Here is a 25,430-nt window from a genome sequence, read left to right as displayed (position 1 = left end):
TAACGTATAAATATGTATTATGGGTTGTGTCCCTCTTTACAGAATCCCGGAAAGTCGGAGACCCCATGATGATCAACCGCCGTCTCTTCCTCGGTGGAGCCGCCTCCACCGCCGCCCTCCTCGCCCTGGCCGCCTGCGCCAAGGAGACCTCCACGGCGGGGGACGCCGTCCCCACCGCCGCCGCCGCCATGCAGAAGGTAGAGCACGACCAGGTCAAGCAGGGTGGTGAGCTCCGGTTCGGCATGACCTCCAAGATCACCAACTGGAACGCCTCCCACGTGGACGGCAACGGCGTCGACCTGCGTATGCTCATGCACTTCGTCAGCCCGTTCTTCTTTGAGTACGCCGACGACGGGACCCCCACCCCCAACCCCGACTTCATTGTCTCGGCGAAGGCCAGCGAGGTGGACGGCAAGACCGTCGTGGACGTGGTGCTCAACGAGAAGGCCGTGTGGGGCTCGGGTCGCCAGATCAGCGCGGACGACTTCGCTGCCTCCTACGCCGCTGCCAAGGACACCAACTACCGCTTCGCCTCCACGGACGGCATTAAGCTGGTGGAGAAGGTCGAGAAGGAGACCGACGCCAAGTTCAAGGTCGTCTTCGAGAGCACCTACCCCGACTGGAGCAACGTCATCTCTGGCTGCCAGCCGACCGAGCTGATGAAGGACGCGGAGACCTTTAACACCGCCATGGTCTCCACCTTCAACAACGACTACTTCTCCGGCCCGTTCAAGGTCGACTCCTGGGACGACGCCGCCCAGATCGCGACCCTGGTCCCCAACGAGAGGTGGTGGGGTGCGGCCCCCAAGCTGGACAAGGTGACCTTCCGGGTCCTGGACTCCTCCGGGGAGGCCACCGCCTTCGCCAACAAGGAGATCGACGTCATTGACTACATTATCTCCTCCGACGTCTACAAGCAGGCCCTGACCCGCTCCGACGCCGTTATCCGAGGCAACTTCGGCCTCCAGTGGCGCTGCTTCACCATTAACGCGGCCAACGGGATCCTGGCCGACGTCAAGGTCCGCCAGGCCCTCATGCGCGCCACCAACCGCGAGGCCATTGCCAAGTCGGACCTGGCCGGGCTCCCGGTGGACGTCTCCAAGGTCCTGCTGGGCAACCGCTTCTTCATGCCCAGCCAGACGGGCTACCAGGACAACTCCGGCCCCTGGTCCTACGACCCCGAGGCTGCCAAGAAGCTCCTGGACGAGGCGGGCTGGACGGTAGGTGCCAACGGGACCCGCGAGAAGGCCGGCCAGCCCCTCAAGATCAACTTCACCATCCCGCAGAGCACGCCCACCACTGAGAACGAGCAGGGTCTCCTCCAGTCCCAGCTGGCCGAGGTCGGCATCACCCTGGAGCCGGTCACGGTGGACACCAATAAGTTCTTCAGCGAGTTCCTCGTCCCGGGGAACTACGAGATCTCGGCCATGACCTGGCAGGGGACCCCGTACCCCATGAACAACGTCGGCCAGATCTACGGCAAGGGCTCGGAGTCCAACTACTCCGACGCCGACATCCCGGAGGTGGACGCGCTCATCGCCCAGATCGACGTCGAGATGGACCAGACCAAGCGCATTGAGCTGACCAACAAGGTGGACGCGCTCATCTGGGAGAACGTCTACAACTACCCCCTGTACGAGCGCATGCAGCTCACCGCCGTCCCCAAGGGCCTGGTGAACTTCGGTGCCATGGGGCTGGCGAGCTTCCGGGCGCAGGACATCGGCTACGTCGACCAGTGAGACCGGCCTCCCGGCTCCCCCTGCCCGTACCGTGCGGGTAGGCGACGCAGCTGACCCGGGCGCCCTTGGCCTCCCGTCCCAGGCGGGAGGCCAAGGGCGCCCGTCAGGCGCGGGGCGGCCCACCCGCTCGCGCCGGTGAGGCGCCGACGTCGGCGTACCCGTCAGGCGCGGGGCGGCCCAGGCGCCCGTGGCCGCCTCCGCCCGCACCAGCGGGACCGGTGGCAGGATGAGGGCGTGCCCACCGTCATCGTCCGCTCCCTGCTGGCCCGCACCGGCGCCGTCCTGGCCGCCCTGGTCATCCTGGCCCTGCTGGCCCTCCTGCTCGTCTCCGACGGCCCAGACGCCATTGCACCCCCACTGGCCACCGGCTACGGTTTCCTCCTGGCCGTCTGGACCCTGTGGTGGGCCCCCGAGGTGCGCCTGACCCCCGAGGAGCTCGTGGTCCGCAACGCCTGGACCACCACCTTCGTGCCCTGGTCCAGGATCTCCCACATCGGGGGCCGCTGGGGCCTGGAGGTGATCCTGGACGACTCCACCCGTGTCAAGGTCGCCGCCGCCCCCCGCCGCGGCGGCATCGCCGCCGGGGTGCGCTACCACATGGACCACGCCGCGCGCGCGGAGGCGGCCCGCCGCCCGGACCTGCTGGGGAGCCGGGTGGTCCGTGAGGAGCTCCTGGACGGTGAGGGTGTACACGCGGTGAGCCTGGACGCCTCGGGCGCCGCCGACCTCATTGAGGTCTACCAGGAGCGGGTCGGTCAGGTCGGCGAGGGGCAGAGGCGGGTGCAGGTCAACCAGCCCCTGGTCTGGGCCTGCGGGCTCCTCCTGGTCCTGGTGGCGGCAGCGCTCCTGACCTGAGCGACGTCGTGCGGTGCAGGGCCCGTGCCGAGGAGGGGCGCTAACCGCAAGGTGTTCGTGATCCTCGCGCTGGCAGGGCCCGTGCTGAGGGGAAGCGCTAACCCGCGCCGGTCGCACAGCGCACGCCTGGTGGGCGCGCCCGCTTGGTAGCCGGGTCCTGGCATGCCTGCCCTGTCGGTGGTGTTGGCCGCACGCCCTGTGGTGACAGTCTGCACAGGCCTGATGTCGCCTCCGGCATAGCAGGTCGGGACGGGCGCCCACTACCCTGGAGACGTTGTGCGCCGTCGCCCGCTGTGCCGCCGTCCGGCGCCGCAGGAGCGAGGGCGCCCCATCAGATGGAGGAAGAACCTCGTATGACCGTGCGCCAGGACCTGCGCAACGTTGCCATCGTCGCCCACGTCGACCACGGCAAGACCACCCTCGTTGACGCCATGCTCTGGGAGGCCGGGGCCTTCGGGGCCCGGGCCACCGCGGAGTCCACCGGCGAGCGGGTCATGGACTCCGGGGAGCTGGAGCGCGAGAAGGGCATTACCATCCTCGCCAAGAACACCGCCGTGCACTACCAGGGTCCGGCCGCGGTGGAGGCCGGGTGCCCCGAGGGCATTACCATTAACGTCATCGACACCCCCGGTCACGCCGACTTCGGCGGGGAGGTCGAGCGCGGGCTGTCCATGGTCGACGGCGTCGTCCTGCTGGTGGACGCCTCCGAGGGGCCCCTGCCCCAGACCCGCTTCGTGCTGCGCAAGGCCCTGGCGGCCAACCTCCCGGTCATCCTGGTGGTCAACAAGGTGGACCGCCCCGACTCCCGCCTGGCCGAGGTGGTCTCCGAGACCACCGACCTCCTCCTGGCCCTGGCCGGTGACCTGGTCGACGAGCACCCCGACCTCGACCTGGACGCCGTCCTGGACGTGCCCGTCATCTACGCCTCCGCCAAGGCCCGCCGCGCCGACACCACCGCCCCCGCCGACGGCCAGCTGCCCGCCAGCCCGGACCTGGAGCCCCTCTTCCGCACCATTATCGAGCGCATTCCCGGCCCCAGCTACGACGAGGACGCCCCCCTCCAGGCCCACGTCACCAACCTGGACGCCTCCCCCTTCCTGGGCCGCCTGGCCCTGCTGCGCATCCACAACGGCACCCTGCGCAAGGGCCAGTCCGTGGGCTGGGCCCGCCACGACGGCAGCATTGTCAGCGCGCGCGTCTCCGAGCTGCTGGTGACCGAGGGCCTGGAGCGCAAGCCCGCCGAGGCCGCCCACGCCGGGGACATCGTGGCCGTGGCCGGTATCGAGGACATCACCATCGGCGAGTCCCTGGTGGACCCGGACGACCCCCGGCCCCTGCCGCTCATCCGGGTCGACGACCCCGCCATCTCCATGACCATCGGCATTAACACCTCCCCCATGGCCGGGCGGACCAAGGGCGCCAAGGTCACCGCCCGCCAGGTCAAGGACCGTCTGGACCGCGAGCTGGTGGGCAACGTCTCCCTGCGTGTGCTGCCCACCTCCCGCCCCGACGCCTGGGAGGTGCAGGGGCGCGGCGAGCTGGCCCTGGCGATCCTGGTGGAGCAGATGCGGCGGGAGGGCTTTGAGCTCACCGTCGGCAGGCCCCAGGTGGTCACCCGCACCATTGACGGCGTCCGCCACGAGCCGGTGGAGCGCATGACCATTGACGTCCCCGAGGAGTACCTGGGCGCCGTCACCCAGCTCATGGCCGCCCGCAAGGGGCGTATGGAGACCATGACCAACCACGGCACCGGGTGGATCCGCATGGAGTTCCTGGTGCCGGCCCGCGGCCTGATCGGCCTGCGCACCCAGTTCCTCACCGAGACCCGGGGCACCGGCATCGCCTCCTCCATCGCCGAGGGCTACGAGCCCTGGGCGGGGCCGATCGTCTCACGGACCACCGGCTCCCTGGTCTCGGACCGCGCGGGCTCGGTGACCGCCTACGCCCTCATCCGCCTGGCCGACCGCGGCACCTTCTTCGTGGAGCCCACCCAGGAGACCTACGAGGGGCAGGTGGTGGGGGAGAACCCCCGTGACGAGGACATGGACGTCAACGTGGTCCGTGAGAAGCAGCAGACCAATATGCGCTCCTCCACCGCCGACGCCTTTGAGGCCCTGACCCCGCCGCGCCACCTCACCCTGGAGGAGGCCCTGGAGTTCGCCGCCGACGACGAGTGCGTGGAGGTGACCCCGGAGGCGATCCGTATCCGCAAGGTCATCCTGGGCGCCCAGGAGCGTTTCCGTGACAATGCCAGGCGCCGCCGCGCCGGGGCCTGACGGGCGCCCCCGGCCCCGTCCGGCCCGCCCCCGGCCCTGAGCCGGACACCCAGAGTTCTTGATCCCTGACCGAGAATCGGAGCCAACAGTGACCGTCCCCGTCCCCGACCCCAATGCGACCCCGTCCGACGCCGACGACGCTGCCGTGGCACAGCCGGCCCCTCACCCGGTCCCCCGTAATCCCGGTGGCACGGCACCTGATGGCGCGAGCGCGTCCGGTACCGCGAGCGCGCCTAGTGGCACGGCGCCCGATGGCGCCACGAATGCGCCTGGTGGCACCACCTCCGGGCCTGGCGGTGGCACCGCCAGCGGTGCGGGTGCCGACGCCAGGGCCACTGGTACTAGCGTCACTGCCACTAGCTCTACCGACGCCAAGGTAGCTGACACCAGTGCGGCTGTTACCAGCACAAAGGTGGCTACGAAGAAGGCCGTTGGCTCTGCCAGGTCCGCCGGTCCCATTGAGGACACTGAGGTTGCCAAGGCCACCGACACCGCTAAGGACGCTGCCCCTGCTGAGGGACTCGCCCCCGCTAAGGCCAGTACTGCCAAGGCTGTTGTCCCCGCTGAGGGCCCCGCCGAGGCTGCCGACCCGGCTGACGCCGACCCCGCCGAGGACACGGCGACCCCTGCGGCCGGTACTGCCGACACCGCTCCCACCGAGGACACCACCAGTGCCACCGAGGACGATGACACCGCCACCGCTACCGACTCGGCGTCGGCCTCCAGCTCCCAGCCCGCTCAGGGCCGACGGCGCTGGTCCCGGCGTCGCAGGACGGCGCTCGCGGTGGTGACCGGCCTGGGCGTCCTCGTCCTGCTGTGGGTGGGGGCCGCCTGGTGGAACACGGCCAACCTGGCCCCGGGCTCCAGCATCTCGGGCGTGGCCGTGGGTGGTATGAGCCTCTCCGAGGCGCGCCAGGCCGTCGCCACCCAGACGCAGGACGTGCTGGACGACCCGGTGACGGTGACGGTGAACGGCTCCTCCGCCCAGATCACGCCCTCCAAGGCGGGGGTGAGCGTGGACGCCGAGGCCAGCGTGGAGCGTCTGACCCGCTTCACCCTCAACCCCGCCACGATCTTCAACCGGTTCACCGGGGCCAGGGTCGATGCCGTCGTCAACGTGGACCCCGTGGCCCTGACCGGGGCGCTCGGCTCCCACCTGGACGAGCTCGCCACCGGCACCGCCAACGCCTCCGTCATCCTCAACGGCACCACGCCGGTCCTGATCCCCGCCTCCGCGGGCAACGGCGTGGACATTGCCGCCTCCGTACGACGCCTGACCGCCAACTGGCCCCTGGGTAAGACCACCATTGAGCTCGACGCGGGCCAGGCCCGCCCCACGATCACCGACGCGGCCGCGCAGGCCTTTATCAACGACACCCTCAACCCCCTGCTGTCCGCGCCGCTGACCATTACGGCCGCCGGTACCGACGCCGCCAGTATCTCCGCCGGTGACGTGACCCTCAGCCCCGAGCAGGTCGCCGGCCTGGTCACCATCTCCTCCTCGGGCACCGCCCTGAGCGCCGCCCTGGACGCCGACATGCTCTACGACACCGTCGTGTCCACCATGGGCGCGGACGTGGAGGTCGCCCCCCAGTCCGCCACCTGGACCATTGACGGCAGCGACGAGGGTGCCCCCACCGCCACGCCGCAGTACGTGGCACCCGCCAACGGGCGCGTCATCGACCGTCAGGCCCTGGCCGACGGCGCCCTCAAGGCCGGGACCTCCAGCGCCACCGGGCGCACCGTCACCCTGCCCCTGGTGTCCAAGGAGCCCGCCCTGACCACCGCGGCGGCGGACTGGCACATTACCGAGTTCATTAGCGACTACTCCACGCCCTTCTACTCCGAGCCCGGCAGGGACCAGAACCTCAGGCGCGGTGCCGAGCTCCTCAACGGGAAGATCGTCATGCCGGGACAGGTCTTCTCCACCGAGGAGGCGCTCGGGGAGGTCGACGAGGAGCACGGCTTCGCCGCGGCCGGCGTGATCAGCGACGGCAAGCACGTTGACGCCATTGGCGGGGGCCTGTCCCAGATCGGCACCACCATGTTCAACGCCGCGTTCGAGGCCGGCATGGACGACGTCGAGCACCACCCGCACACCTACTGGTTCAGCCGCTACCCGGCGGGGCGCGAGGCCACCATCTGGACCGGGGAGAAGGACGTCAAGTTCGGCAACTCCACCCCCTACCCGGTGCTGATCCAGGCCTGGGTCTCCGGCGAGGAGGTCCACGTGCGCCTGTGGTCCACCCGGTACTACGAGGTCTCCATTACCTCCGGGGAGAAGACCGACTACCGGCCGGTCAAGACGGTGACCGCCAGCGGCCCCGGCTGTGAGGCCTACTCCGGGGGCAACGCCGGGTTCGACATCACCGTGACCCGCTCGCGCAAGGCCCCGGACAAGACCGTCCCCGACGACGTCCTGACCACCAAGTACGAGGCCGACAACCGCATTGTGTGCAGCAAGTAGGCCCGTTGGGCGCGGACGGGGAACGGCCCTGGGTCGGGGTCGGGGTCGGGGCTAGCGGGCGCCTCATGACTCCGCGCGTCGGTGACCTCAGCCCGGGGTCGGAGCTGGCCGGGCCTGGGGCCGGGGGCAGGAGCGTGCCTACCGGGTCCGCCCCCCGGGCCCACTGGCACGGCCCGCGGGTATCCGCGACCTGGACATGACGTAAAGGCCGGGCGCCCTGGGTCGGGAACTGGCGGAGTCGCGCCGTCGGCAACCTCACTTGGGTGAGCGGGCTCGGCGGCGGGATACTAGCCTGAGCTCCCCTGGCCGCTTCCCGCGGCACCCAGCGACCCAAGGAAAGAAGCGTCATGGCCTACGTCATCGCCCAGCCCTGCGTGGACGTGAAGGACCGCGCCTGCGTGGACGAGTGCCCTGTGGACTGCATCTACGAGGGCGAGCGGACTCTCTATATCAACGCTGACGAGTGCGTGGACTGCGGTGCCTGCGAACCGGTCTGCCCCACCGAGGCCATCTTCTACGAGGACGACGTCCCCGACGAGTGGGCCGACTACACCCGGGCCAATATCGACTTCTTCGCCCTCAAGGGCCTGGGCAGCCCCGGCGGCGCCCAGGCCACAGGCCCCCAGCCCTACGACGACCCCATGGTCGCCGCCCTGCCACCCCAGAACGATGACTGGAAGGCCGAGAACGGCTACTGACTCCCCGCACCCCCGTCCCCACCTCAGGTGTGGGGCAGGACATCCGCACCGTCCTCTCTGCCGTCGTGGGGGAGAATCGGCCTGTGACCACCAAGCCCGCCAGTCAGCCCCCTGCTGGCCAGCCCCTCACCGGCCTGGCCAGCGCCGCCACCCTGCCTCGCCCACCGGCCCTGCCCGACTTCCCCTGGGACTCCCTGCGCCCCTACCGGGCTCGCGCCGCCCAGCACCCCGACGGCGTCGTGGACCTGGCCGTCGGCACCCCCGTGGACGACACCCCCGCCGTCGCCCGCCAGGCCCTGGCCGACTCCTCCAACGCCCCCGGCTACCCCACCACGGTAGGCACCCCCGCCCTGCGTGCGGCCGTCATTGAGTGGATGGCCCGGCGTCGGGGCGTGCCCGCCCTCACGGACGCCGAGGTCATCCCCACCATTGGCTCCAAGGAGTCCGTCGCCCTCCTGCCCCTCCAGCTCGGCGTGGGCCCGGGCGACCTCGTCCTCCACCCGCGCGCCGCCTACCCCACCTACGACGTCGGCGCCCGCCTGGTCGGCGCCCACCCGGTCCCCGTGGACACCGACGCCGACCCCGCCACCTGGGTCCTGCCCACGGGCCCCGACGGCACCCCACGCGACCCGGTCCTCGTCTGGCTCAACAGCCCCGGCAACCCCGACGGGCACGTCCTCTCCGTGGCCCAGATGGCCCGCGTGGTGGCCTGGGCACGCCGGCGCGGCGCCGTCGTCGTCTCCGACGAGTGCTACGCCGAGCTGCCCTGGGCCGAGCCCTGGGTGAGCCAGGGCGTCCCCAGCCTGCTCGACCCGCGCGTGGGCGGTACCAGGCCTGACGGCGCCCCCGACCGCTCCGGCCTCATCGTCCTGTACTCCCTGTCCAAGCAGTCCAACCTCGCTGGCTACCGGGCCGCCTTCCTCGCGGGCGACGCCGCCCTGGTCGCCGCCGTCACCGAGGTGCGCAAGCACGCCGGCCTCATGGTCCCCGCCCCCGTCCAGGCGGTGATCACGGCCGTCCTGGGCGACGAGGCGCACGTGGCCGCCCAGCGGGAGACCTACCGCCGACGCCGCACCCTCCTGGTGGAGGCCGTCGCCGACGTGGGGCTGGTGGCCGACCCGCTCTCGGTGGCGGGACTCTACCTGTGGCTGCGCGGGCCCGCGGGCATGAGCGCCTTCGACCTGGTGGGGGCCTTTGCCGAGCTGGGCATTGTGGTGGCCCCCGGCGACTTCTACGGCGCGGCCGGCGCCGGGCACGTGCGGGTCTCCCTGACCGACACCGACGAGCGGGTGGAGGCGGCTGCCGCCCGCCTGCGCGGCCCGGGAGCCGCCGCCCTGTTCCGCCCCTGAGCCGGTCTCCGCCCACCCATCTGGTACCGTTACCTGGTACCGTTGTTCAGGTAGGGAGGTGGTGACCGTGTCTATTAGCGTCAGCCAGGCACGCAGGACATTGTTCCCGCTCATTGAGCAGGTCACCAGTGACCGTGTGCCCGTGGAGATCGTCTCACGGAAGGGCAGCGTCGTCCTCATGCCCGCTGACGAGTACGCGGCCTGGCAGGAGACCGCCTACCTGTTCCGCTCCCCGGCCAACGCCCGCAGGCTGCTTGACGCCTATGACCGGGCGCGCGCGGGCCGAACCGAGGAGCACGGCCTCGACCGGGAGGACTGAGTGAGGCTTGTCTGGGACCCCGGTGCCTGGGAGGACTACAAGCACTGGCAGAGGGCCGACCGGCGGGTCCTTAAGCGTGTCAACACCCTGATCGACGCCTGCCTGCGTGACCCCCACGCCGGCATAGGCAAGCCTGAGCGGCTTATGTACGGAGCCCCCGGCGCCTGGTCGCGGCGTATCACTGACGAGCACCGTCTCGTCTACCTGGTCGACGGCGACGACCTCGTTATCCTCCAGGCGCGCTACCACTACTGACCGCACCGTGCCCGGCTTGAGCGGGTGGAGGCGGCTGCCGCCCGCCTGCGCGGGCCGGGAGCGCCCGGTGCCAGGCGCCGCGGATACCACACCCTGTCACCACCAGCGCCTACAGTGGTGGGTGAGGACCGTAGTCCCGGTGGCCCGCCTGGCTGCCACGACCACAGAGGAGGCGTCATGACCGAGTCCCCCACCCCGAGCGCCCACCCCGGCACCGCTCCCGCCGCGAGTGCCACCCGCGCGACCGACGCCGGCCCTGCCGCCCACCCTGGCAGCGGCCCCCGTCCCGGTGGCGCCTCCCATCCTGGCGGCCCCGTGGACCCGTCCGACTCCGACGCCCCCGGCCTGCTCACCGTGGACCAGGTGCAGGTGGAGCTGCCCCGGGCCTTTGCCACCGAGGGCGCCGACGGCCTGAGGGTCGGCAGCCTCCTGGGTGCCACGGGCCTGGTCACCCTGGACCCCGGCTACACCAACACCGCCTCCTGCGCCTCGGAGATCACCTACATTGACGGTGCCGCAGGCATCCTGCGCTACCGCGGCTACCCGATCGCCGAGCTCGCCAAGAACTCCAGCTTCCTGGAGGTGGCCTACCTCCTGATCAACGGGGACCTGCCGGACAGGGAGACGTTTGAGCGCTTCCAGGAGCGTATTGCCCGCCACCGGCTCCTGCACGAGGACTTCCGCAGCTTCTTCACCTCCTTCCCCTCCTCGGGCCACCCCATGGCGATCCTCCAGTCCGGGATATCCGGCCTGGCCACCTACTACGAGGACACCCTCAACCCGCACGACCCCTACGAGCGCGAACTGGCCACCGTCCTGCTCATTGCCAAGATGCCGACGATGATCAGCTACATTGCGCGCCGCGCCATCGGCCTGCCGCTGCTCTACCCCGATCCGCGGAACGGCTACGTGGAGGACTTCCTGCGCCTGACCTTCGGCATGCCCTACCAGGCCTACGACATTGACCCCGTGGTCATTGGCGCTCTGGACATGCTGCTCATCCTCCACGCCGACCACGAGCAGAACTGCTCCACCTCCACGGTGCGCCTGGTGGGGTCGGCCGACGCCAATATGTACGCCTCCGTGGCGGCGGGGGTGGGGGCGCTGTCCGGCCCGCTGCACGGCGGGGCCAACGAGGCGGTCCTGCGTATGCTGGACACCATCCAGACCCAGGGGCTGAGCACGGGCGAGTTCGTCCGCAAGGTGAAGAACAAGGAGGACGGGGTCCGGCTCATGGGGTTCGGGCACCGGGTCTACAAGAGCTACGACCCGCGCGCCGCCCTGGTCAAGGAGGCGGCCCACTCGGTCCTCAGCCGCCTGGGCAGCCCCGAGGGGGACCGCAAGCTGGAGATCGCCATGGAGCTGGAGGAGGTGGCCCTGAGCGACGAGTACTTTGTCTCCCGCAACCTCTACCCCAACGTGGACTTCTACACCGGCCTGATCTACCAGGCCATGGGGTTCCCCACCAAGATGTTCACGCCGTTGTTCGCCCTGGGGCGCCTGCCGGGCTGGATCGCCCAGTACCGGGAGATGATGGTGGACCCCGCCAAGCGCATTGGCCGGCCCCGGCAGGTCTACACCGGGCCGGTCGAGCGCCACTACGTGGCCATGCGACGCCGCGGGGCGCCGGTGCGCGAGTACCCGGGGGTGCGCACGGGCGTCTCCAGCCTGGACCGCGTCACTCGGGTCTGAGCGCCGGGGTTATACGCGCCCCTGGCAGGGCTGGCACTTGGTTTTGGCGCAATCTGAGGATCAGAGCCGACTCCACCCCGCCTTACGCTTTGTGCATCTAATGTCCACGCAGGTCGGAGGGTCGCGCCTCGGTGCGGTCGAGAGCGGGGTCGGGGTGGCGGGGCCGGGCGGTTGGGACCTGGGGCCTGGGACCGCCTGTTTTATTCCGGTACCACCAGGTTAAACTGGGCGCATGGCTGAACCGCACGACCGTCCCAAGGCTGCCGCTCCCTCTGACCCCACTGACGTCCCCCTTCCCTACGCCGACCGCCCCGTGGCCACCGCCCCGGGCCACTGGGTGCTGGCCCGCGCCGGTAAGCGTGTCCTGCGCCCGGGCGGCGCGGCCCTGTCCGCCGCCATGCTCGCCCGTGCCCGCCTGGCGGGGGCCGACGTCGTCGAGATGGCCCCCGGCCTGGGGCGCACCGCCGCCGAGATCATGAAGGCCGGGCCCGCGTCCTACACGGCCATTGACCGGGACCCGCAGGCTGCCGCCCGGGTGGCCGCCGTGGTCGGGGACCGCGGCACCGTCCGGCAGGGCGAGGCCGCCGCCACCGGCCTGCCGGACGCCTGCGCCGACGTCGTGGTCGGGGAGGCCATGCTGACCATGCAGGGGGACAAGGGCAAGGCCGCTATCGTGGCCGAGGCCGTCCGGGTGCTGCGGCCCGGCGGCCGCTACGCCATCCACGAGCTCGGCGTCGTCCCCGACGACATTGACCAGGACCACTACACCGAGCTGCGCAAGGACCTGGCCCGCGCCATCCACGTCAACGCCCGGCCCATGACCGCCGCCGCCTGGAAGCAGCTCATGGAGGACGCGGGCCTGAAGGTGGAGTGGGTGGGCACCGCCCCCATGGCCCTGCTCAAGGTGGGGCGCAACCTGCGTGACGAGGGCCTGCGCGGGGCCCTGCGCATGGTCCGCAACATCCTGCGGGACAAGGAGCTGCGTGCCCGTATCCTCCAGATGCGTGCCGTGTTCACCCGCTACAAGAAGGACATGGTGGGTATTGCCCTGGTGGCCCGCAAGCCCTGAGGGCGACGGGCCCGGCGTCGGCCCGCCAGCTGGCAGGGCCAGCCCGTGGGAGTGGGCGTCGGAGCCCCAATGGCGCCGGGCGGCCCAGCACCATTGGGCCGGGGGCGTCCCTACTGGTTGGTGTGGAGCTCGGAGTTGAGCGCAATGCCCTTGCCGCCGCGGGAGAGGGCCTCCACGGCGCCGGACTGGGAGTTGCGGCGGAACAGCACGTTGGAGGCCCCCGCCAGCTGGCGGGCGGAGACCACACGAGGCTCCTTGAACAGGCCGTGGCTGCCGGGCACCACACCCCCCTGGGGCATGAGTGAGACCTTGGTCCCGGCCGTCAGGTAGAGTCCCGCCTCCACCACGCAGTCGTCCCCCAGCGGGATGCCCAGGCCGGAGTTGGCCCCCAGCAGGCAGCGCTCGCCCAGGGCCACGCGCTGGCGTCCGCCGCCCGAGAGCATGCCCATGGTCGAGGCGCCGCCGCCGATGTCCGAGCCGTCGCCAATGACCACCCCCTGGGAGATGCGCCCCTCCACCATGGAGCGTCCCAGGGTCCCGGCGTTGTAGTTGACGAAGCCGGCCTGCATGACGGTGGTGCCCTCCGACAGGTAGGCGCCCAGGCGCACGTTCGCCGCGTCGCCGATGCGCACCCCCGAGGGCAGCACGTAGTCGGTCATGCGGGGGAACTTGTCCACCGAGCTGACCTGGACGGGGGAGCCCAGGGCGGCGCGCAGGCGGGTGCGGGTGGTCTCGAAGTCCTCCGCGGCGCAGGGGCCCACCGAGGTCCACACCACATTGGGCAGGCGGGAGAAGATGCCGTCCAGGTTGACCGTGTTGGGCAGGGCCAGGCGGTGGGACAGGACGTGCAGACGCAGGTAGGCGCCCGCCACGGTCTGGGGGGCGTCGTCCAGGTCCGCCCAGGTGCGCACCACGGTGGTGTGGACGCCGCGGGCCGCGTCCTGGTGCTCCATGGTCGTCAGGGTGGCCAGGAGGTCGGCGTGACCGTCCTCGGGCTCGTCGCCCAGGACGGGGCGGGGGTACCACACGTCCAGGGTGGTGCCGTCGTCGGTCACGGTGGCGAGGCCGAGGCCCCATGCGCTGCGAGTCGTCATGGCCCCACGATACGGCTCCCGGGCCGACGGCGCCGTGGTGGGTTCTGCCGTCGGCTCACCGTGGGCGGGCCCCGGCGGGGGCGGGGCGTGACAGAATCAGGGCTATGGTGCGTACGACGATCCACGTGATGAGGCACGGCGAGGTCTACAACCCCGAGGGGATCCTCTACGGCCGCCGCCCCGGCTACCACCTCTCCGCCCTCGGGGCGGCCATGGCCCGGCGGGTGGCTCATGTCCTGTCCGCCACCGGGCACGACGTCGTGGCCGTCATCACCTCCCCGCTGGAGCGTGCCCGGGAGTCCGGGGCGCCGACGGCCGAGGCCTTCGGCCTGACCCCGACCACTGACGTCCGGCTCACTGAGGCCGGTAACCACTTTGAGGGGGTGCCGGTCAACCGCGACCGTCGGGTGCTGACCCACCCCCAGCACTGGCGCTACTACGTCAACCCCCTGCGGCCCTCCTGGGGGGAGCCCTACGTCGACCTGGTGGCCCGCATGGCCGCCGCCGTGCGCGACGCCGTCCCGCTGGCGCAGGGCCACGAGGCGCTGCTGGTCAGCCACCAGCTGCCCATCTGGTCGCTGCGCCTGTGGCTGGAGGGCCGTCTCCTGGCCCACGACCCCCGACGCCGCCAGTGCTCCCTGGCCTCCCTGACCTCCCTGACCTTTGAGGACCGTACCCTGACCGGACTGGCCTACTGGGAGCCCGCCGGGGACCTCCTGCGCCAGGCCGAGGACATGGTCCCGGGCACGTCGGCCGCCAGTGAGAAGATGGGCGACGCCGGGGCGGCCGGGCGTGAGACCGCGCCAGCCACACCGGCCGCGCGCGACGCCACACCGGCAGCGCCAGCCGGGCCCGGGTCCACGGAGGCCCGGGCGTGACCCAGCCGCCGACGTCGGGCTCCCCGCAGCCGGGGCCCCCGACGTCGGACGACCTGGTACCCGCGGACGGGCAGCGCCTGGTGCACGATCCCCGGTCCCGCCCCGCCCCCCGGCGGCCCTGGACCGGCCAGGACTTCGTCTGGTGGAACACCGCCGGGGTCCTGACCTCGCTGGCGCACCGGCGTCGGCCCAACCCGGTCTCACCGGTCGTGGACCCGGTGCGACGCCACCTCGGGCCCGACGAGGTCATGCTGGCCTCCGCCGACGCTGAGCTCCTGCTGTTCCGGCGCGGGGACGCCACCTACAACCCCTCGCGCGGCTTCTTCCTGGCGGGCGGCCCGGTGGGGATCGCCCTGACGGCCGCGTTCTTCGGCGGGCAGGCCTACGTCAACTCGCGCCGGAGGAAGGCCGCGCAGGCCGACGCCGTGGTCCGGTGGCGGCACCTGGCGAGCGCACGTGTGACCGTCTCCACCCACGGCATCTACATTGGTACGGGTGAGGGGGTCATGCCGGTCCCCTACGCCGACATACAGGAGATCCAGCTCACCGGGGTGGGGGAGGTGGTGATCGCGGCCACCAACGCCAGGGGGTCGGCCCGCTGGAAGCTGCGCACCCAGTGGGCCGAGCTCATCCTCGTGCTCTGGGCCGCCCAGTACATGCCCGAGCACCCCCAGCTGGCCGGGGCCACCTGGCTGCCGGGGGACTGGATGCTCCACGCGGCCGCCCACGGCTACGACGTGGACGTAGCCAGCTGGCCCGCCTGGACCCAGCCGCGTCTGCGGGCGTAAGGCGGCCGCCCGGGGGGAGTTGCACGTCTCGGACGTACCGCCGCCATCCTGAGCGTGCGGGCGTGAGGCGGCCGCCGGGGGGAGTTGCACATTCTTTCCGTGGCCCCGGATCCGGGAACCGCGGAATCATGCGGATCCGCGCGGTAGTGTGAGGTCTGGGAACAAGATGAATGTGCAACGACGACGGCGTTGCACATTCATCTTGTCACCGGACCCCGCACGGGTGGAGAAAACGTTGAAATGGCGCCACCGGCCTGGCGGCGTCCCCAAGATGAACGTGCAACACCGGCCAGTGGCGGTGGGTGGGGGCTGGTTGGTGAGGTAGCCCGGGGAGTCGGCGCCAATGGGACCCGCCCCGGGCTGGGGATTGGCGAAGGAGCGGCAGCCCGCCAAGCTGTGCTGACCCGACCCCCAGGGTGAGGGCTGGCGCACCTCAGGAGTCCCGAGGCTGCCGACCTGGTCGCCCCGGCCCCCGGGGCGGGGGCCAGCGAAGGAGCGGGGGCCAGCGAAGGAGCGGGGGCCAGCGAAGGAGCGGGGGCCAGCGAAGGAGCAGCAGCCCGCCATAGCCGTGCTGACCCGCCCTTGGGGCAGACCGGTCTTCAGGCGGTGGGGTCGGGCTCGCTGTCCCCGGTGCCCGGCGTGTCCTTGCGGTCGTCCGGGTCCGCTCCTCCGCCCTCCTGGGCCCGCCGACGCCTGCGGATGTCCCGCTCCAGGCCCCGCAGGAACTCGGGGTCGTCGTCGGGGGCCATTGGGCGCCGTCGGGCGGGGCGGTGGAAGGTGGTGCCCTCGGGGGCCGACCAGATGGTGGGCTCCACGACCCCGCCCTTGTCCTCGGCGGCCTTGACCCGGGAGGTGATGATCCAGGCGATCGGGCCGACCATTGGGGTCGTGACAATGAGGAGAATCCACAGGAACTTCGGCATACGTGCAGGCAGGGACTCCTCGGGGCTGCGGGCGCAGTCCAGGAGGGAGTAGATCGTCAGGGCGATGACGAGGACGAGGAGGAGCGCGCGCATGGCAGGAGCGTAGCCGAGTGGCTACCTGTATGGGCACAATGACCTTGTGATCCCTCGGCTGCTGCGTGTCCACGGTGTCCTCGTCCCGGTCGACGCCAGGCAGGCGCTACCGGCACCCGCCCCCGCGGCGGGCACAGTGGGACGGGGTGCAGCGGGACCAGGTGTGGCGGATGCGGTGGGACTGGGTGCAACGGAAGCAGCGGGAACGGGTGCGGCGGGCACGGCGGGACCGGCGGGACCGGCGGGACCGGGTGCGGCGGGACCGGGTGCAACGGATGTGGCAGGAGCAGGTGCGGCGAGTACAGCGGGGCCGGGTGCGGGCGCAATGGGATTGGCGGCGAGCGCGGTAGAACCGGATGCAGTGAACGCGGTGGGACTGGATGCGGCGGACGCCGAGCTCCGCGCCAACCTGGGGCGGCTGCTGGGGACCCGGCCTGGCATTGACATCGTCCTGCGCACATCCGGCTCCACCACCGGCACCGGGCGGCTGGTGGGTACGAGTGTGCAGGCCCTGGTCGCCTCCGCCCGTGCCACCCACGTCAGGCTCGGCGGGCCGGGACGGTGGGTGCTGGCCCTGCCCGCCCACCACGTGGCCGGGCTGCAGGTGCTCGTGCGCTCCCTCGTGGCTGGGGTGCCGCCCGTGGTGGTGGATCCGGAAGGTGGCTTTGACCCCCGGGCCCTGGGCCGGGCCGTAGCCGCTGCCGCGTCTGCTGGTCCCGGGCAGGAGGTGGTGGATCCGGCCCTGGTCAGGCTCGTCCGCCAGGCCGCCGGCCCCGGAACGCCCACGCCACCTGCCCGCGTCTACGTCTCCCTGGTTCCCACCCAGCTTCACCGTGTCCTTCAGGACCCCCAGGCCACCGCCGACCTGGCCCGGGCGACGGCGGTCCTGGTCGGCGGGGCCTCGGCGTCGGCGGACCTCCTGGGCCGGGCCAGGTCGGCGGGTATTGCCGTGGTCACCACCTACGGCATGACCGAGACCGGGGGCGGGTGCGTCTACGACGGCGTCGCCCTGGACGGGGTGCGGGTGCGCGTGGAGGGGCCCGAGGGGCGGATCGTCATCTCCGGGCCGGTGGTGGCTCAGGGCTACGTAGGTGACGCCGGGGGCGGCTGCGAGTTCCGGCAGGGCCCTTGGGGGCGGGAGGTGTGGACCTGCGACCGGGGGCGGGTCGAGGCCGACGGGCGCCTGACGGTCCTGGGGCGCCTGGACGACATGATCGTCACCGGCGGCCTCAAGGTGGACCCCCACCTAGTTGAGTCCGTCCTGACCAGCATCGACGGCGTCTGCCAGGCCTGCGTCGTGGGGGTGGAGGACCAGGAGTGGGGCAGCGTGGTCGCCGCCGCCGTGGTGCCCGCCCCCGGGTCCAGGCCCGACGCCCAGGAGGTGCGTCGGGCGGCACGTGCCCTGCTCGACGGCGCCCACACGCCCAAGCGTGTGCGTGTGCTGCCCGCGTTGCCCCTGCGGGGGCCGGGCAAGGTGGACCGCCGTGCGGTCGCGCAGCTTCTGGCCGGTGACGTCTCCGGGGCGCCCTAATCCCTGGGCTGGCCCCACTATCCCGGGGCCTGACGTGAGTGATCGTGCTGCCGGGGCCGGAACTGCCGGCCGGCCCCCATCGCCGACTGCTGGGACGCGACGGTCCAGGTGCGGCCCCGGACGCCCGGCCAGTCCCACTACCCCGGGCCTGACCGCAGACACCCGAGTCTTCTCACCCGGCGCCTATACGCAGCGAGTTCTTTGCACGCTATGCGGTGCCTGATTCTGTCGCAATCTGAGGATCAGAACCGACCCCACCCCGCCCAGCACTTTGTACACCCAATGTCCACGCAGGTCAGGAGCCCGGGCCCTGGCGTAGCCGAGGGTGGCCCTCCTTCTGATCCTCAGATTGCGACAAACCGGCCCCAGGACCCTCGGGATCCCCATGCTGGTGGTCGTGGGGGGTGAGAGGATACGGCTCGTGAGCGAGCAGTCGGCCCCCGTCCCCAGCCCGAGCCCCCGGCCGGGAGCGGGCCAGCAGCCAGGAGCCCCGGACGGAGCCGGAACGCACGTCCCGAGCCGTCAGCCAGGGGCAGGCCAGCAGCCGAGCCGTCCCGGGCCGCGGGCGACCAGCTGGGTCGAGGTGGTGCGGCTGCGGACCCTGCCGGCCGCCGTCGCCCCGGTCGTCCTGGGCACCGGCGCCGCCGTCGCCCTGGGGCGGTGGTCCTGGGTGCGTGCGCTCCTGGCCGCCGGGGTGGCCCTCGCGCTCCAGATCGGCTGCAACCTGGCCAACGACTACTCCGACGGCGTGCGCGGCACTGACGATGACCGCACCGGTCCGCCCCGCCTGACCGTCTCCGGGCAGGTCGCCCCCGGCACCGTCAAGCTGGCCGCGTTCGGCTGCTTCGGGGTGGCCGGGCTCCTGGGACTGGGGCTGCTGGCGGTCAGCGGGCAGTGGTGGATGCTGGCGCTCGGCGCCGCGGCGATCGCCGCCGCCTGGTTCTACACCGGCGGCCCCCGCCCCTACGGCTACGCGGGCCTGGGCGAGGTGTTCGTGTTCGTGTTCTTTGGGCTCGTGGCCACCGCCGGGACCACCTACGTCCAGGCCGGGCGCGTGCCCGCCTGGGTGTGGCCCGCGGCATGCGGCATCGGGCTCATTGCCTGCTCCCTGCTCATGGTCAACAACCTGCGCGACATTGCCACCGACCCCGCCCACGGCAAGCGCACCCTGGCCGTGCGCCTGGGGCCGAGGCGGGCCCGGACCGCCTACCTGCTCATGCTGGGCCTGCCGGTCGTCCTGGGCGGGGCGTCCCTGGTGCTGGCCCGCTACGACCTGACCGACGGCGCCCAGACCACCGGGGGCTGGACCGGGCCCAGTCTCCTGGTGCTGCTGCTGTGCTGCTCGGCGATGGTGGAGCAGGCAGCCCGCCCGGTCCTGGCCGGGGCCACGGGGCGCGCGCTCATCCCGGCCCTGCGTAACGCTGGGCTCTACGAGCTGGTCTACGGCCTGCTCCTGGCGGTGGGGCTGGTCCTGGTGGACCCGGCCCTGGGGGCGGATCTGTGGGCCCCCTGGTGGTGAGGCTGGCAGCGGCCCGGGCCGTGAAGCCGGGGTGGGCGGCCGGTGGGGCCGGTGCCAGCCCCACCACGGGCGTGCTACTCCACTGGGGACGGGCCTTACCGGGTGGCCGCGTCCAGCGGGACCTCGGCGTCGGGCTCGTGGGTAATGCGGTTGCGCAGGTCGCGCCGCACTATCTCAATGGACCACATCCACACAATGTGACCAAGGAGCTCGGAGAAGTGCTCTGACCAGGTCTGGGCGCCCTCCACCCACGGGAAGGGGCTCGGCGCCCACCCCAGCAGCGGCATGACGACGACGTGCGCGCCCACGTAGACCAGGACGCCGAAGACGGCCCCCTGCCACAGCTTGATCCCCGGGTAGTACTCAGCCACCACGCAGTACAGCAGGCCGAAGGCGATCGCGAAGCTGAAGTGCACAATAAAGGACATAATCGGCAGCGGGTTATTGCTGAAGGTCACCATGCTGTGCGAGGCGTCGTGGGACATTCCGAACCACTCCAGCATGGACTGGGGCGGATTGGTGTCTGAGCGCAGGCCCGGGGTGCGCGGCGGGAAGGGGACCTCCCAGCCGAACTTCACTATGGCGGAGAAGACTCCGCCAATGAGGCCGACCAGCAGGGCCGTGCCGATACGCCGACGGGACTTGTCGGTGCGGGCGAGCAGGTTGTTCATGAGTGCCCTCTTCTAAGGACGGGGAGGGGTGCGTGTACGCGCCATTGCATGTGAATGACCTCACGCAACATTTGGGCCTGCAAGACGAGTTGGCGTGCGGCGGGGTGCGGGTGGTGCGGCGTGCGGCAGGATGCGGGGGCTCGGGGAGAGCGCCGGGGAATTGGAGTACAGGTGGGCGCGGGCACCCCGGGGATAGGCGACCGCATGGTGCACCGGGGCCGGGTGGCCTGGGGGCTGATGGGTTGCAGGCGCCCCGGGGATAGACCGTGCGGCCCCGCGGGATCCGTCAGCGCCCTTGGGTAGCCCGCTCAGAGCAGCTCAGAAGTAGTAGGGGAAGGGGGACCAGTCCGGATCACGGCGCTGGAGGAAGGCGTCCCGGCCCTCGAGAGCCTCGTCGGTCATGTAGGCCAGGCGCGTGGCCTCCCCGGCGAAGACCTGCTGGCCGGCCAGGCCGTCGTCGGCCAGGTTGAAGGCCAGTTTGAGCATGCGGATGGCCTGGGGCGACTTGGAGGTCACGGTGGCCGCCCACTCCAGGGCCCGCTCCTCCAGCTCGGCGTGGGGGACCGCCTCGTTGACCACGCCCCAGCGCGCAGCGGTCTCGGCGTCGTAGGTGCGGGCCAGGAAGAAGATCTCCCGGGCCCGCTTGTCGCCGACCTGCCGGGCCAGCAGCGCCGAGCCGTAGCCGGCGTCGAAGCTGCCCACACTGGCGTCGGTCTGCTTGAAGCGGGCGTGCTCCAGGCTGGCCAGGGACAGGTCGCACACCACGTTGAGGCTGTGCCCGCCGCCCGCCGCCCAGCCGGGGACGGCCGCGATGACCACCTTGGGCATGGTGCGGATGAGGCGCTGGACCTCCAGGACGTGCAGGCGACCCGCCCGGGCTGTGTCAATGCGCGTCTGTGCCGCGGCCACGTCGGCGTCGTGGGAGTAGGCGGTGGTGCCGGGGGCGGTGGTGCCAGTGCCGGGGGTGGCGGTGTCGAGGCCGGGGGCGAGGGTCTCGGTGTCGGAGGCGACGCCGCCTGGGGCGGTGTCCTCGGTCCCGGTGCCAACGCTGGCGGCGGTACCGATGCCGGGGTCAGTAGCGTCCTCACGCTCGTAGCGGTAGCCGTCGCGGCCCCGGACGCGCTGGTCGCCCCCGGAGGAGAAGGCCCAACCGCCGTCGCGCGGGGAGGGGCCGTTGCCGGTCAGGACGACGGCGCCCACGTCCCCGCTCATGCGCGCGTGATCCAGGACCCGGTAGAGCTCGTCCACGGTGCGGGGGCGGAAGGCGTTGCGCACCTCGGGCCGGTCGATGGCCACGCGCGCCACCGGCAGATCGCGCAGCCAGGCACCGTCGGCGTCGCGCACACAGCCGCGGTGGTAGGTCACGTCCGTCAGGATGACGGGGTCGGCGGCAGAACCGGCCCCGGTGGGCTCTGCCGGACTGCGCGTGCGCGCCGAGCCGTCCGCAGTGCTGGCCGTCGCGGCGCCGGCGTGGGCGAAGCCCTTGACCTCCCGCCAGCGGACGGGGTCGAAGATCTCGGAGACTCGCGCGGGCACGGGGAAGACGTCGCTCATGGAACCAGCGTAGAGGAACGGGAGCCTGCCGGACGGATCGCGTGTAACATGTATCACATGAGAGACATCAAGCGTGGGATCGTCTACATAATTTCCGGTCTGGCGGCCGGGGCCCTGGCCTTCTTCTGGGTCTATCCGTACGTCCATACCGGGGTGGCGCGGGAGACGATTGTCGATGCGCCGACGGTGCTCGTCATTCAGGAGGGATCTCTCGGAGACTATGCGACGACTGTTAGTATCAATGTCGACAGCAAGGAGGATTCTGCATACCTGGAGGTGTCTGAAAATGACGTCTCGACCGGACCGGATCAAATAGTGAACATTTATATAGGATTATTGTACCATCAATCCGGGTTCAATTTTTCGCACACGCCTTTGGAGTGCAGTGTCGAGATTCCTGACGGAGGTCGTTCTGACGTTTCGGTTGCGGATCCGCAGAATCTGTGGATCAAGGCCAAGGAACAGGGGGCGGCGACAGACGCCCCAACGGCGACGGGAGAGATTTCCGTCATCAGGTTGACCGACCATCCGCCCACCGTGAAAATCAAGTGCCCGCTCTCAAGAGAATACCGATTCGAGCAGGTTTCGTTGGACTCGTGGAGCCTGTATCTGCCCGGAATCGAGGTGTATGCCCTTGATGGCGGACTGCGTCCCACCATAAGTTATTGGGTGTTCAAGGAGGGGGGTGAATTTCTTCAACAGTCGAGTCAGTCTCCATCGGAGACGCTGAAGAACCGTTTCTCCTGGTATGAGTGGGATCATGATCTTCTGGCCCGTCAGGGGCTATTCCTGTTGATCACGAGCCCGGAGCTTCAGCGTGACAGCGCATATCGGTTGTTCCTGGCGGGGGCACTCGTAGGGCTCGGAGGAGGCCTGTTGGTGGCGGGATTCCAGTACCTGACGGATCGTGCGTCGTGACGTGAAAAATATGGTCGTTCCGCCTGCTGCTCCCGCGGGACGGCGAATATGAGGTTCCCCTAATGTCATTCGGAGGCGGCGATGCGGATGTGAAGCATGAGGGCGGTCGGCGGGGGCTCATGGCGACGCGCCTCCGATTGAACCATTTGCGCGCCATCGGATCGCCTGATCTGTTGAGTGAGGCGGCTTGATGGAACTCAAGTGGTCCGAGCGGATTGGCAGTAAACCTTTCTCACTAGAAGTAGTGGTTCGGGAATCCAGATCGGTGTGGTAGTGCGGGAGGGCGGGTGCGGGGGAGAAGACGTCCGTGCGGTGTCAGGCGGATGCTGTCAGGGTCGGGTGCGCGGTATGGGGATGGCCCCGGATTGTGTTGCGCATCCGGCCAGGACTGCGTTGTCGGAGAATCTGCGGAATCGCGCGGAAGAGTTCGGGGCCGGCCCGTTTGGGCGACCTCCTCCCATGAAGGCTATTCAGCGGGTGGTGGTGCGGGCGCGGGGCGCGGGGTCGCCGGCGGGTCAGGGGCGGCGCTTCTTCTGCTTGGACCACTTGCGTGCGGTTGGACCACCTGGTTCACGAAATACGGTGGTCCAACCGCGCATAAGTGGTCCAAGTGGGCTGGCGGCGTCACGACATGTGAGACGCCGTCCCACCATGCGGGACGACCGGGCGGGGCGGGGCGCCCGGGGGTCGGCGTCGCGGTCCGCGAGATCGCCGGGCGGCCCGCGAGCACGTCACTTAACCGCCGAGCACGTCACTTAACCCGCGAGAACGTACCTCTAGCAGACGTTCTCGCGGGTTAAGTGACGTGCTCGCGGCCCGCGACCGCCCTCCCCGCCCTCCCCGCCCGGCCCGCGCGCGACGGGCCGTCCGAATCTGTTGCAAAGGCCCCGATCGAACCGGAGCGCCGGAGGAGAAACGTTGATATTCCGCGCTTCCGCCAGCGGCCGATCCCGCCGCAGGGAGCCTTTACAACAGATTCGGACACGACCCCGCCCCGGATCACCCCAGAAGCCCCGCACGCCCCACCATTACCCGTCCCCCACGCCACCGCGCCGACCCGAACCCCCGAACCGCGCCCCTCGATGAGAAGGACTCGCCGTGTTCGCTCGCATCTCCGTTCTGAGGAGGGCCGCGGGCCGGGCCCGCGCAACCCGACTACCCTGGCCCCATGACGCCGACGACGCAGACCACCGAGGCAGGGACGGCGGGCACCACCCCGGCCGCCGCGCAGCGCACCTTCATCCCCGTCGAGCGCGGCGGCGGGCGCGTGGACTCCGAGACAGGGCGCCTCCGGGAGGTCATTGTCCACCGCCCGGGCGGGGAGATCGCCCGCCTGACCCCCATTAACGCCGACTCCCTGCTCTTTGACGACGCCCTCAACGTCTCCCGCGCCCAGGCCGAGCACGACGCCCTCACCGCGATCCTGCGTGCCGAGGGCGTCATCGTCCACGACTTCCGCGACCTGCTCACCGAGACCCTGGCCGTCCCCGAGGCCCGCCAGCTGGTCCTGGAGGAGACCGTGGGGCCCGAGACCGTGGGGGTGTCCACCTCCGAGGTCCTCATTGACTTCTTCGGCTCCCTGCCCGACGCCGAGCTCGCCGAGGTCCTCCTGGCGGGCATCACCCGCACCGAGCTGCGTGAGCGCCTCAGCGCCGCCGACGCCGCCACCCTGTTCAGCACCACCTACCTGTCCACCCTGGAGGGGCAGTTCGTGGTCACCCCCCTGCCCAACCACCTGTTCACCCGCGACACCTCCGCCTGGCTCTACGGCGGGGTCTCCGTCAACACCATGGCCCTGGCCCCCCGGCGGCGTGAGGCCGTCAACTACGAGGCCGTCTACCGCTTCCACCCGGCCTTCGCCGGCCGCGCCGCCCTGTGGAGCGAGGAGCACGGGGCCTCCCCGGCCACTATCGAGGGCGGCGACTTCCTGGTCCTGGGCAACCGGACCCTGGTCATGGGCCTGACCCACCGCTCCAGCGCCGCCGGGGTGGAGCGCCTGGCCACGCGCCTGTTCTCCGCCGACGCCGCCGACCGGGTCATTGGCGTCCACATGCCCGACCGCGCCTTCTACACCGAGCTTGACGCCGTCATGCACCTGGACACCCTCATGACCATGGTCTCCCCGGACACCTGCCTGCGCTTCTCCGGCTTCAACGACGTCACCACCGTGGAGATCGAGCCCGGTACCAACGGCCAGGCCCTGCGCGTGACCGTCCACGACGGCTCCGAGATGGACGTCGTCCTGGCCCGCGCCGCTGGCACGGACTCCTTCCGCGTCATTAGCCCGGACATGTCCAACGAGGCCGAGGCCCTGCGTGAGCTCTCCCGCGACTCCTGCAACGTGGTCGCCCTCGCCCCGGGGCGCGTCATTGGCTACGCCCACAACCAGGCCGCCAACGACACCCTGCGTCGCGCCGGGGTGGAGGTCATTGAGACCCCCGGGGTGGAGCTGGTGCGCGGCCGGGGCGGCGGGCACTGCATGACCTGCCCCGTCACGCGCGACGCCGTGTGAGCAGCGGGCACCGGCCTGCCTCCCGCGCGCTGCCTGTCTCCTGTGCCCTTGCCCTCTCCGGCTGAAGTGGCGCCTGGCGGGGAGGCACTAGCCCTCGCCTCGTCCGGCCGGGGCGCGTCCATCGCCTCCTGCCCGCGTGTGCCGCCTCCCGGTGCGCCTCCCGCCTGGCCCGCCCCGCGGCTACACCGGGGTTGACTCCGTGCGCTACCCTTGCTGCTGGCAGCTAGGGA

General features: G+C 71.0%; 20 protein-coding genes. 16 read left to right on the top strand and 4 right to left on the bottom strand.

Translation table 11 applies throughout. The features are described from left to right. Positions 1–65: 65 nt before the first annotated feature. From JJJ15_RS04865 to JJJ15_RS04820, 10 genes are all read left to right on the top strand, one after another. Entirely contained in the window at positions 66–1,739 is a 1,674-nt protein-coding gene (locus JJJ15_RS04865; protein ID WP_200511624.1) for an ABC transporter family substrate-binding protein, read from the top strand. Positions 1,740–1,973: 234 nt separating this feature from the next. Continuing rightward, positions 1,974–2,594, top strand: a complete 621-nt coding sequence (locus JJJ15_RS04860; protein ID WP_200511623.1) for a hypothetical protein — start codon at positions 1,974–1,976, stop codon at positions 2,592–2,594. Between the two features lie 353 nt (positions 2,595–2,947). Next, positions 2,948–4,870: a translational GTPase TypA gene (typA, locus tag JJJ15_RS04855; RefSeq protein WP_106109712.1), complete on the top strand. Its 1,923-nt coding sequence runs from the start codon at positions 2,948–2,950 to the stop codon at positions 4,868–4,870. 412 nt (positions 4,871–5,282) lie between these two features. Continuing rightward, positions 5,283–7,337, top strand: coding sequence for a VanW family protein (locus JJJ15_RS04850; RefSeq protein ID WP_200511622.1), 2,055 nt, complete (start codon positions 5,283–5,285; stop codon positions 7,335–7,337). A gap of 347 nt (positions 7,338–7,684) precedes the next feature. Then, entirely contained in the window at positions 7,685–8,035 is a 351-nt protein-coding gene (fdxA, locus tag JJJ15_RS04845) for a ferredoxin (RefSeq protein ID WP_106109710.1), read from the top strand. Between the two features lie 134 nt (positions 8,036–8,169). Beyond that, on the top strand, positions 8,170–9,384 hold the full coding sequence (gene dapC, locus JJJ15_RS04840) for a succinyldiaminopimelate transaminase (RefSeq protein WP_246742234.1): 1,215 nt from the start codon (positions 8,170–8,172) through the stop codon (positions 9,382–9,384). Positions 9,385–9,451: 67 nt separating this feature from the next. After that, positions 9,452–9,703, top strand: coding sequence for a type II toxin-antitoxin system prevent-host-death family antitoxin (locus tag JJJ15_RS04835; RefSeq protein ID WP_200511620.1), 252 nt, complete (start codon positions 9,452–9,454; stop codon positions 9,701–9,703). After that, positions 9,704–9,958, top strand: coding sequence for a Txe/YoeB family addiction module toxin (locus JJJ15_RS04830; RefSeq protein ID WP_200511619.1), 255 nt, complete (start codon positions 9,704–9,706; stop codon positions 9,956–9,958). It begins immediately after the preceding gene. Positions 9,959–10,135: 177 nt separating this feature from the next. Continuing rightward, positions 10,136–11,650: a citrate synthase gene (locus tag JJJ15_RS04825; RefSeq protein WP_200511618.1), complete on the top strand. Its 1,515-nt coding sequence runs from the start codon at positions 10,136–10,138 to the stop codon at positions 11,648–11,650. Positions 11,651–11,882: 232 nt separating this feature from the next. Further along, positions 11,883–12,719 carry a class I SAM-dependent methyltransferase gene (locus JJJ15_RS04820; RefSeq protein ID WP_200511617.1) on the top strand — a complete coding sequence of 279 codons (837 nt, stop codon included), beginning with the start codon at positions 11,883–11,885 and terminating at the stop codon, positions 12,717–12,719. Between the two features lie 110 nt (positions 12,720–12,829). Here JJJ15_RS04820 and dapD read toward each other — a convergent pair whose 3' ends face one another. After that, the gene (gene dapD / locus JJJ15_RS04815) at positions 12,830–13,813 is read right to left on the bottom strand and encodes a 2,3,4,5-tetrahydropyridine-2,6-dicarboxylate N-succinyltransferase (RefSeq protein WP_200511616.1); all 984 of its coding nucleotides are present in this window, start codon (positions 13,811–13,813) and stop codon (positions 12,830–12,832) included. A gap of 104 nt (positions 13,814–13,917) precedes the next feature. Here dapD and JJJ15_RS04810 point away from each other — a divergent pair, with 104 nt between their 5' ends. Next, complete coding sequence (locus JJJ15_RS04810) at positions 13,918–14,691, top strand: histidine phosphatase family protein (protein ID WP_200511615.1); 774 nt, start codon at positions 13,918–13,920, stop codon at positions 14,689–14,691. Then, positions 14,688–15,479 carry a hypothetical protein gene (locus JJJ15_RS04805; protein WP_246742156.1) on the top strand — a complete coding sequence of 264 codons (792 nt, stop codon included), beginning with the start codon at positions 14,688–14,690 and terminating at the stop codon, positions 15,477–15,479. Before JJJ15_RS04810 ends, JJJ15_RS04805 begins: the two co-directional genes overlap by 4 nt. 599 nt (positions 15,480–16,078) lie before the next feature. On the opposite strand, the gene JJJ15_RS04800 is transcribed toward JJJ15_RS04805, so the two are convergent. Continuing rightward, a complete protein-coding gene (locus JJJ15_RS04800; protein ID WP_200511614.1) occupies positions 16,079–16,495 on the bottom strand; it encodes a PLD nuclease N-terminal domain-containing protein in 417 nt (138 codons plus the stop codon). Positions 16,496–16,865: 370 nt separating this feature from the next. Here JJJ15_RS04800 and JJJ15_RS04795 point away from each other — a divergent pair, with 370 nt between their 5' ends. After that, positions 16,866–18,026, top strand: a complete 1,161-nt coding sequence (locus JJJ15_RS04795; RefSeq protein ID WP_246742155.1) for an AMP-binding protein — start codon at positions 16,866–16,868, stop codon at positions 18,024–18,026. A gap of 421 nt (positions 18,027–18,447) precedes the next feature. Next, positions 18,448–19,545, top strand: a complete 1,098-nt coding sequence (locus tag JJJ15_RS04790) for a 1,4-dihydroxy-2-naphthoate polyprenyltransferase (RefSeq protein WP_281433034.1) — start codon at positions 18,448–18,450, stop codon at positions 19,543–19,545. A 95-nt stretch (positions 19,546–19,640) separates the two neighbouring features. On the opposite strand, the gene JJJ15_RS04785 is transcribed toward JJJ15_RS04790, so the two are convergent. Together JJJ15_RS04785 and JJJ15_RS04780 are read right to left on the bottom strand one after the other, a co-directional pair. Next, positions 19,641–20,216, bottom strand: a complete 576-nt coding sequence (locus JJJ15_RS04785; protein ID WP_200511611.1) for a DUF1440 domain-containing protein — start codon at positions 20,214–20,216, stop codon at positions 19,641–19,643. A gap of 318 nt (positions 20,217–20,534) precedes the next feature. Next, positions 20,535–21,770, bottom strand: a complete 1,236-nt coding sequence (locus JJJ15_RS04780) for a 1,4-dihydroxy-2-naphthoyl-CoA synthase (RefSeq protein ID WP_200511610.1) — start codon at positions 21,768–21,770, stop codon at positions 20,535–20,537. Positions 21,771–21,827: 57 nt separating this feature from the next. Between JJJ15_RS04780 and JJJ15_RS04775 the strand changes: the two genes are divergently transcribed. Next, positions 21,828–22,688, top strand: coding sequence for a hypothetical protein (locus tag JJJ15_RS04775; protein WP_200511609.1), 861 nt, complete (start codon positions 21,828–21,830; stop codon positions 22,686–22,688). Between the two features lie 1,168 nt (positions 22,689–23,856). Continuing rightward, positions 23,857–25,200, top strand: a complete 1,344-nt coding sequence (locus JJJ15_RS04770; protein ID WP_200511608.1) for an arginine deiminase family protein — start codon at positions 23,857–23,859, stop codon at positions 25,198–25,200. Positions 25,201–25,430 lie beyond the last annotated feature (230 nt).

It is taken from the genome of Actinomyces sp. HMT897 (assembly GCF_016626125.1).
In the GTDB taxonomy this organism is placed as follows: Bacteria; Actinomycetota; Actinomycetes; order Actinomycetales; family Actinomycetaceae; genus Actinomyces.
The sequence above is the reverse complement of the archived record's forward strand: the minus strand, read 5'-3'. Positions and strand labels throughout refer to the sequence as shown.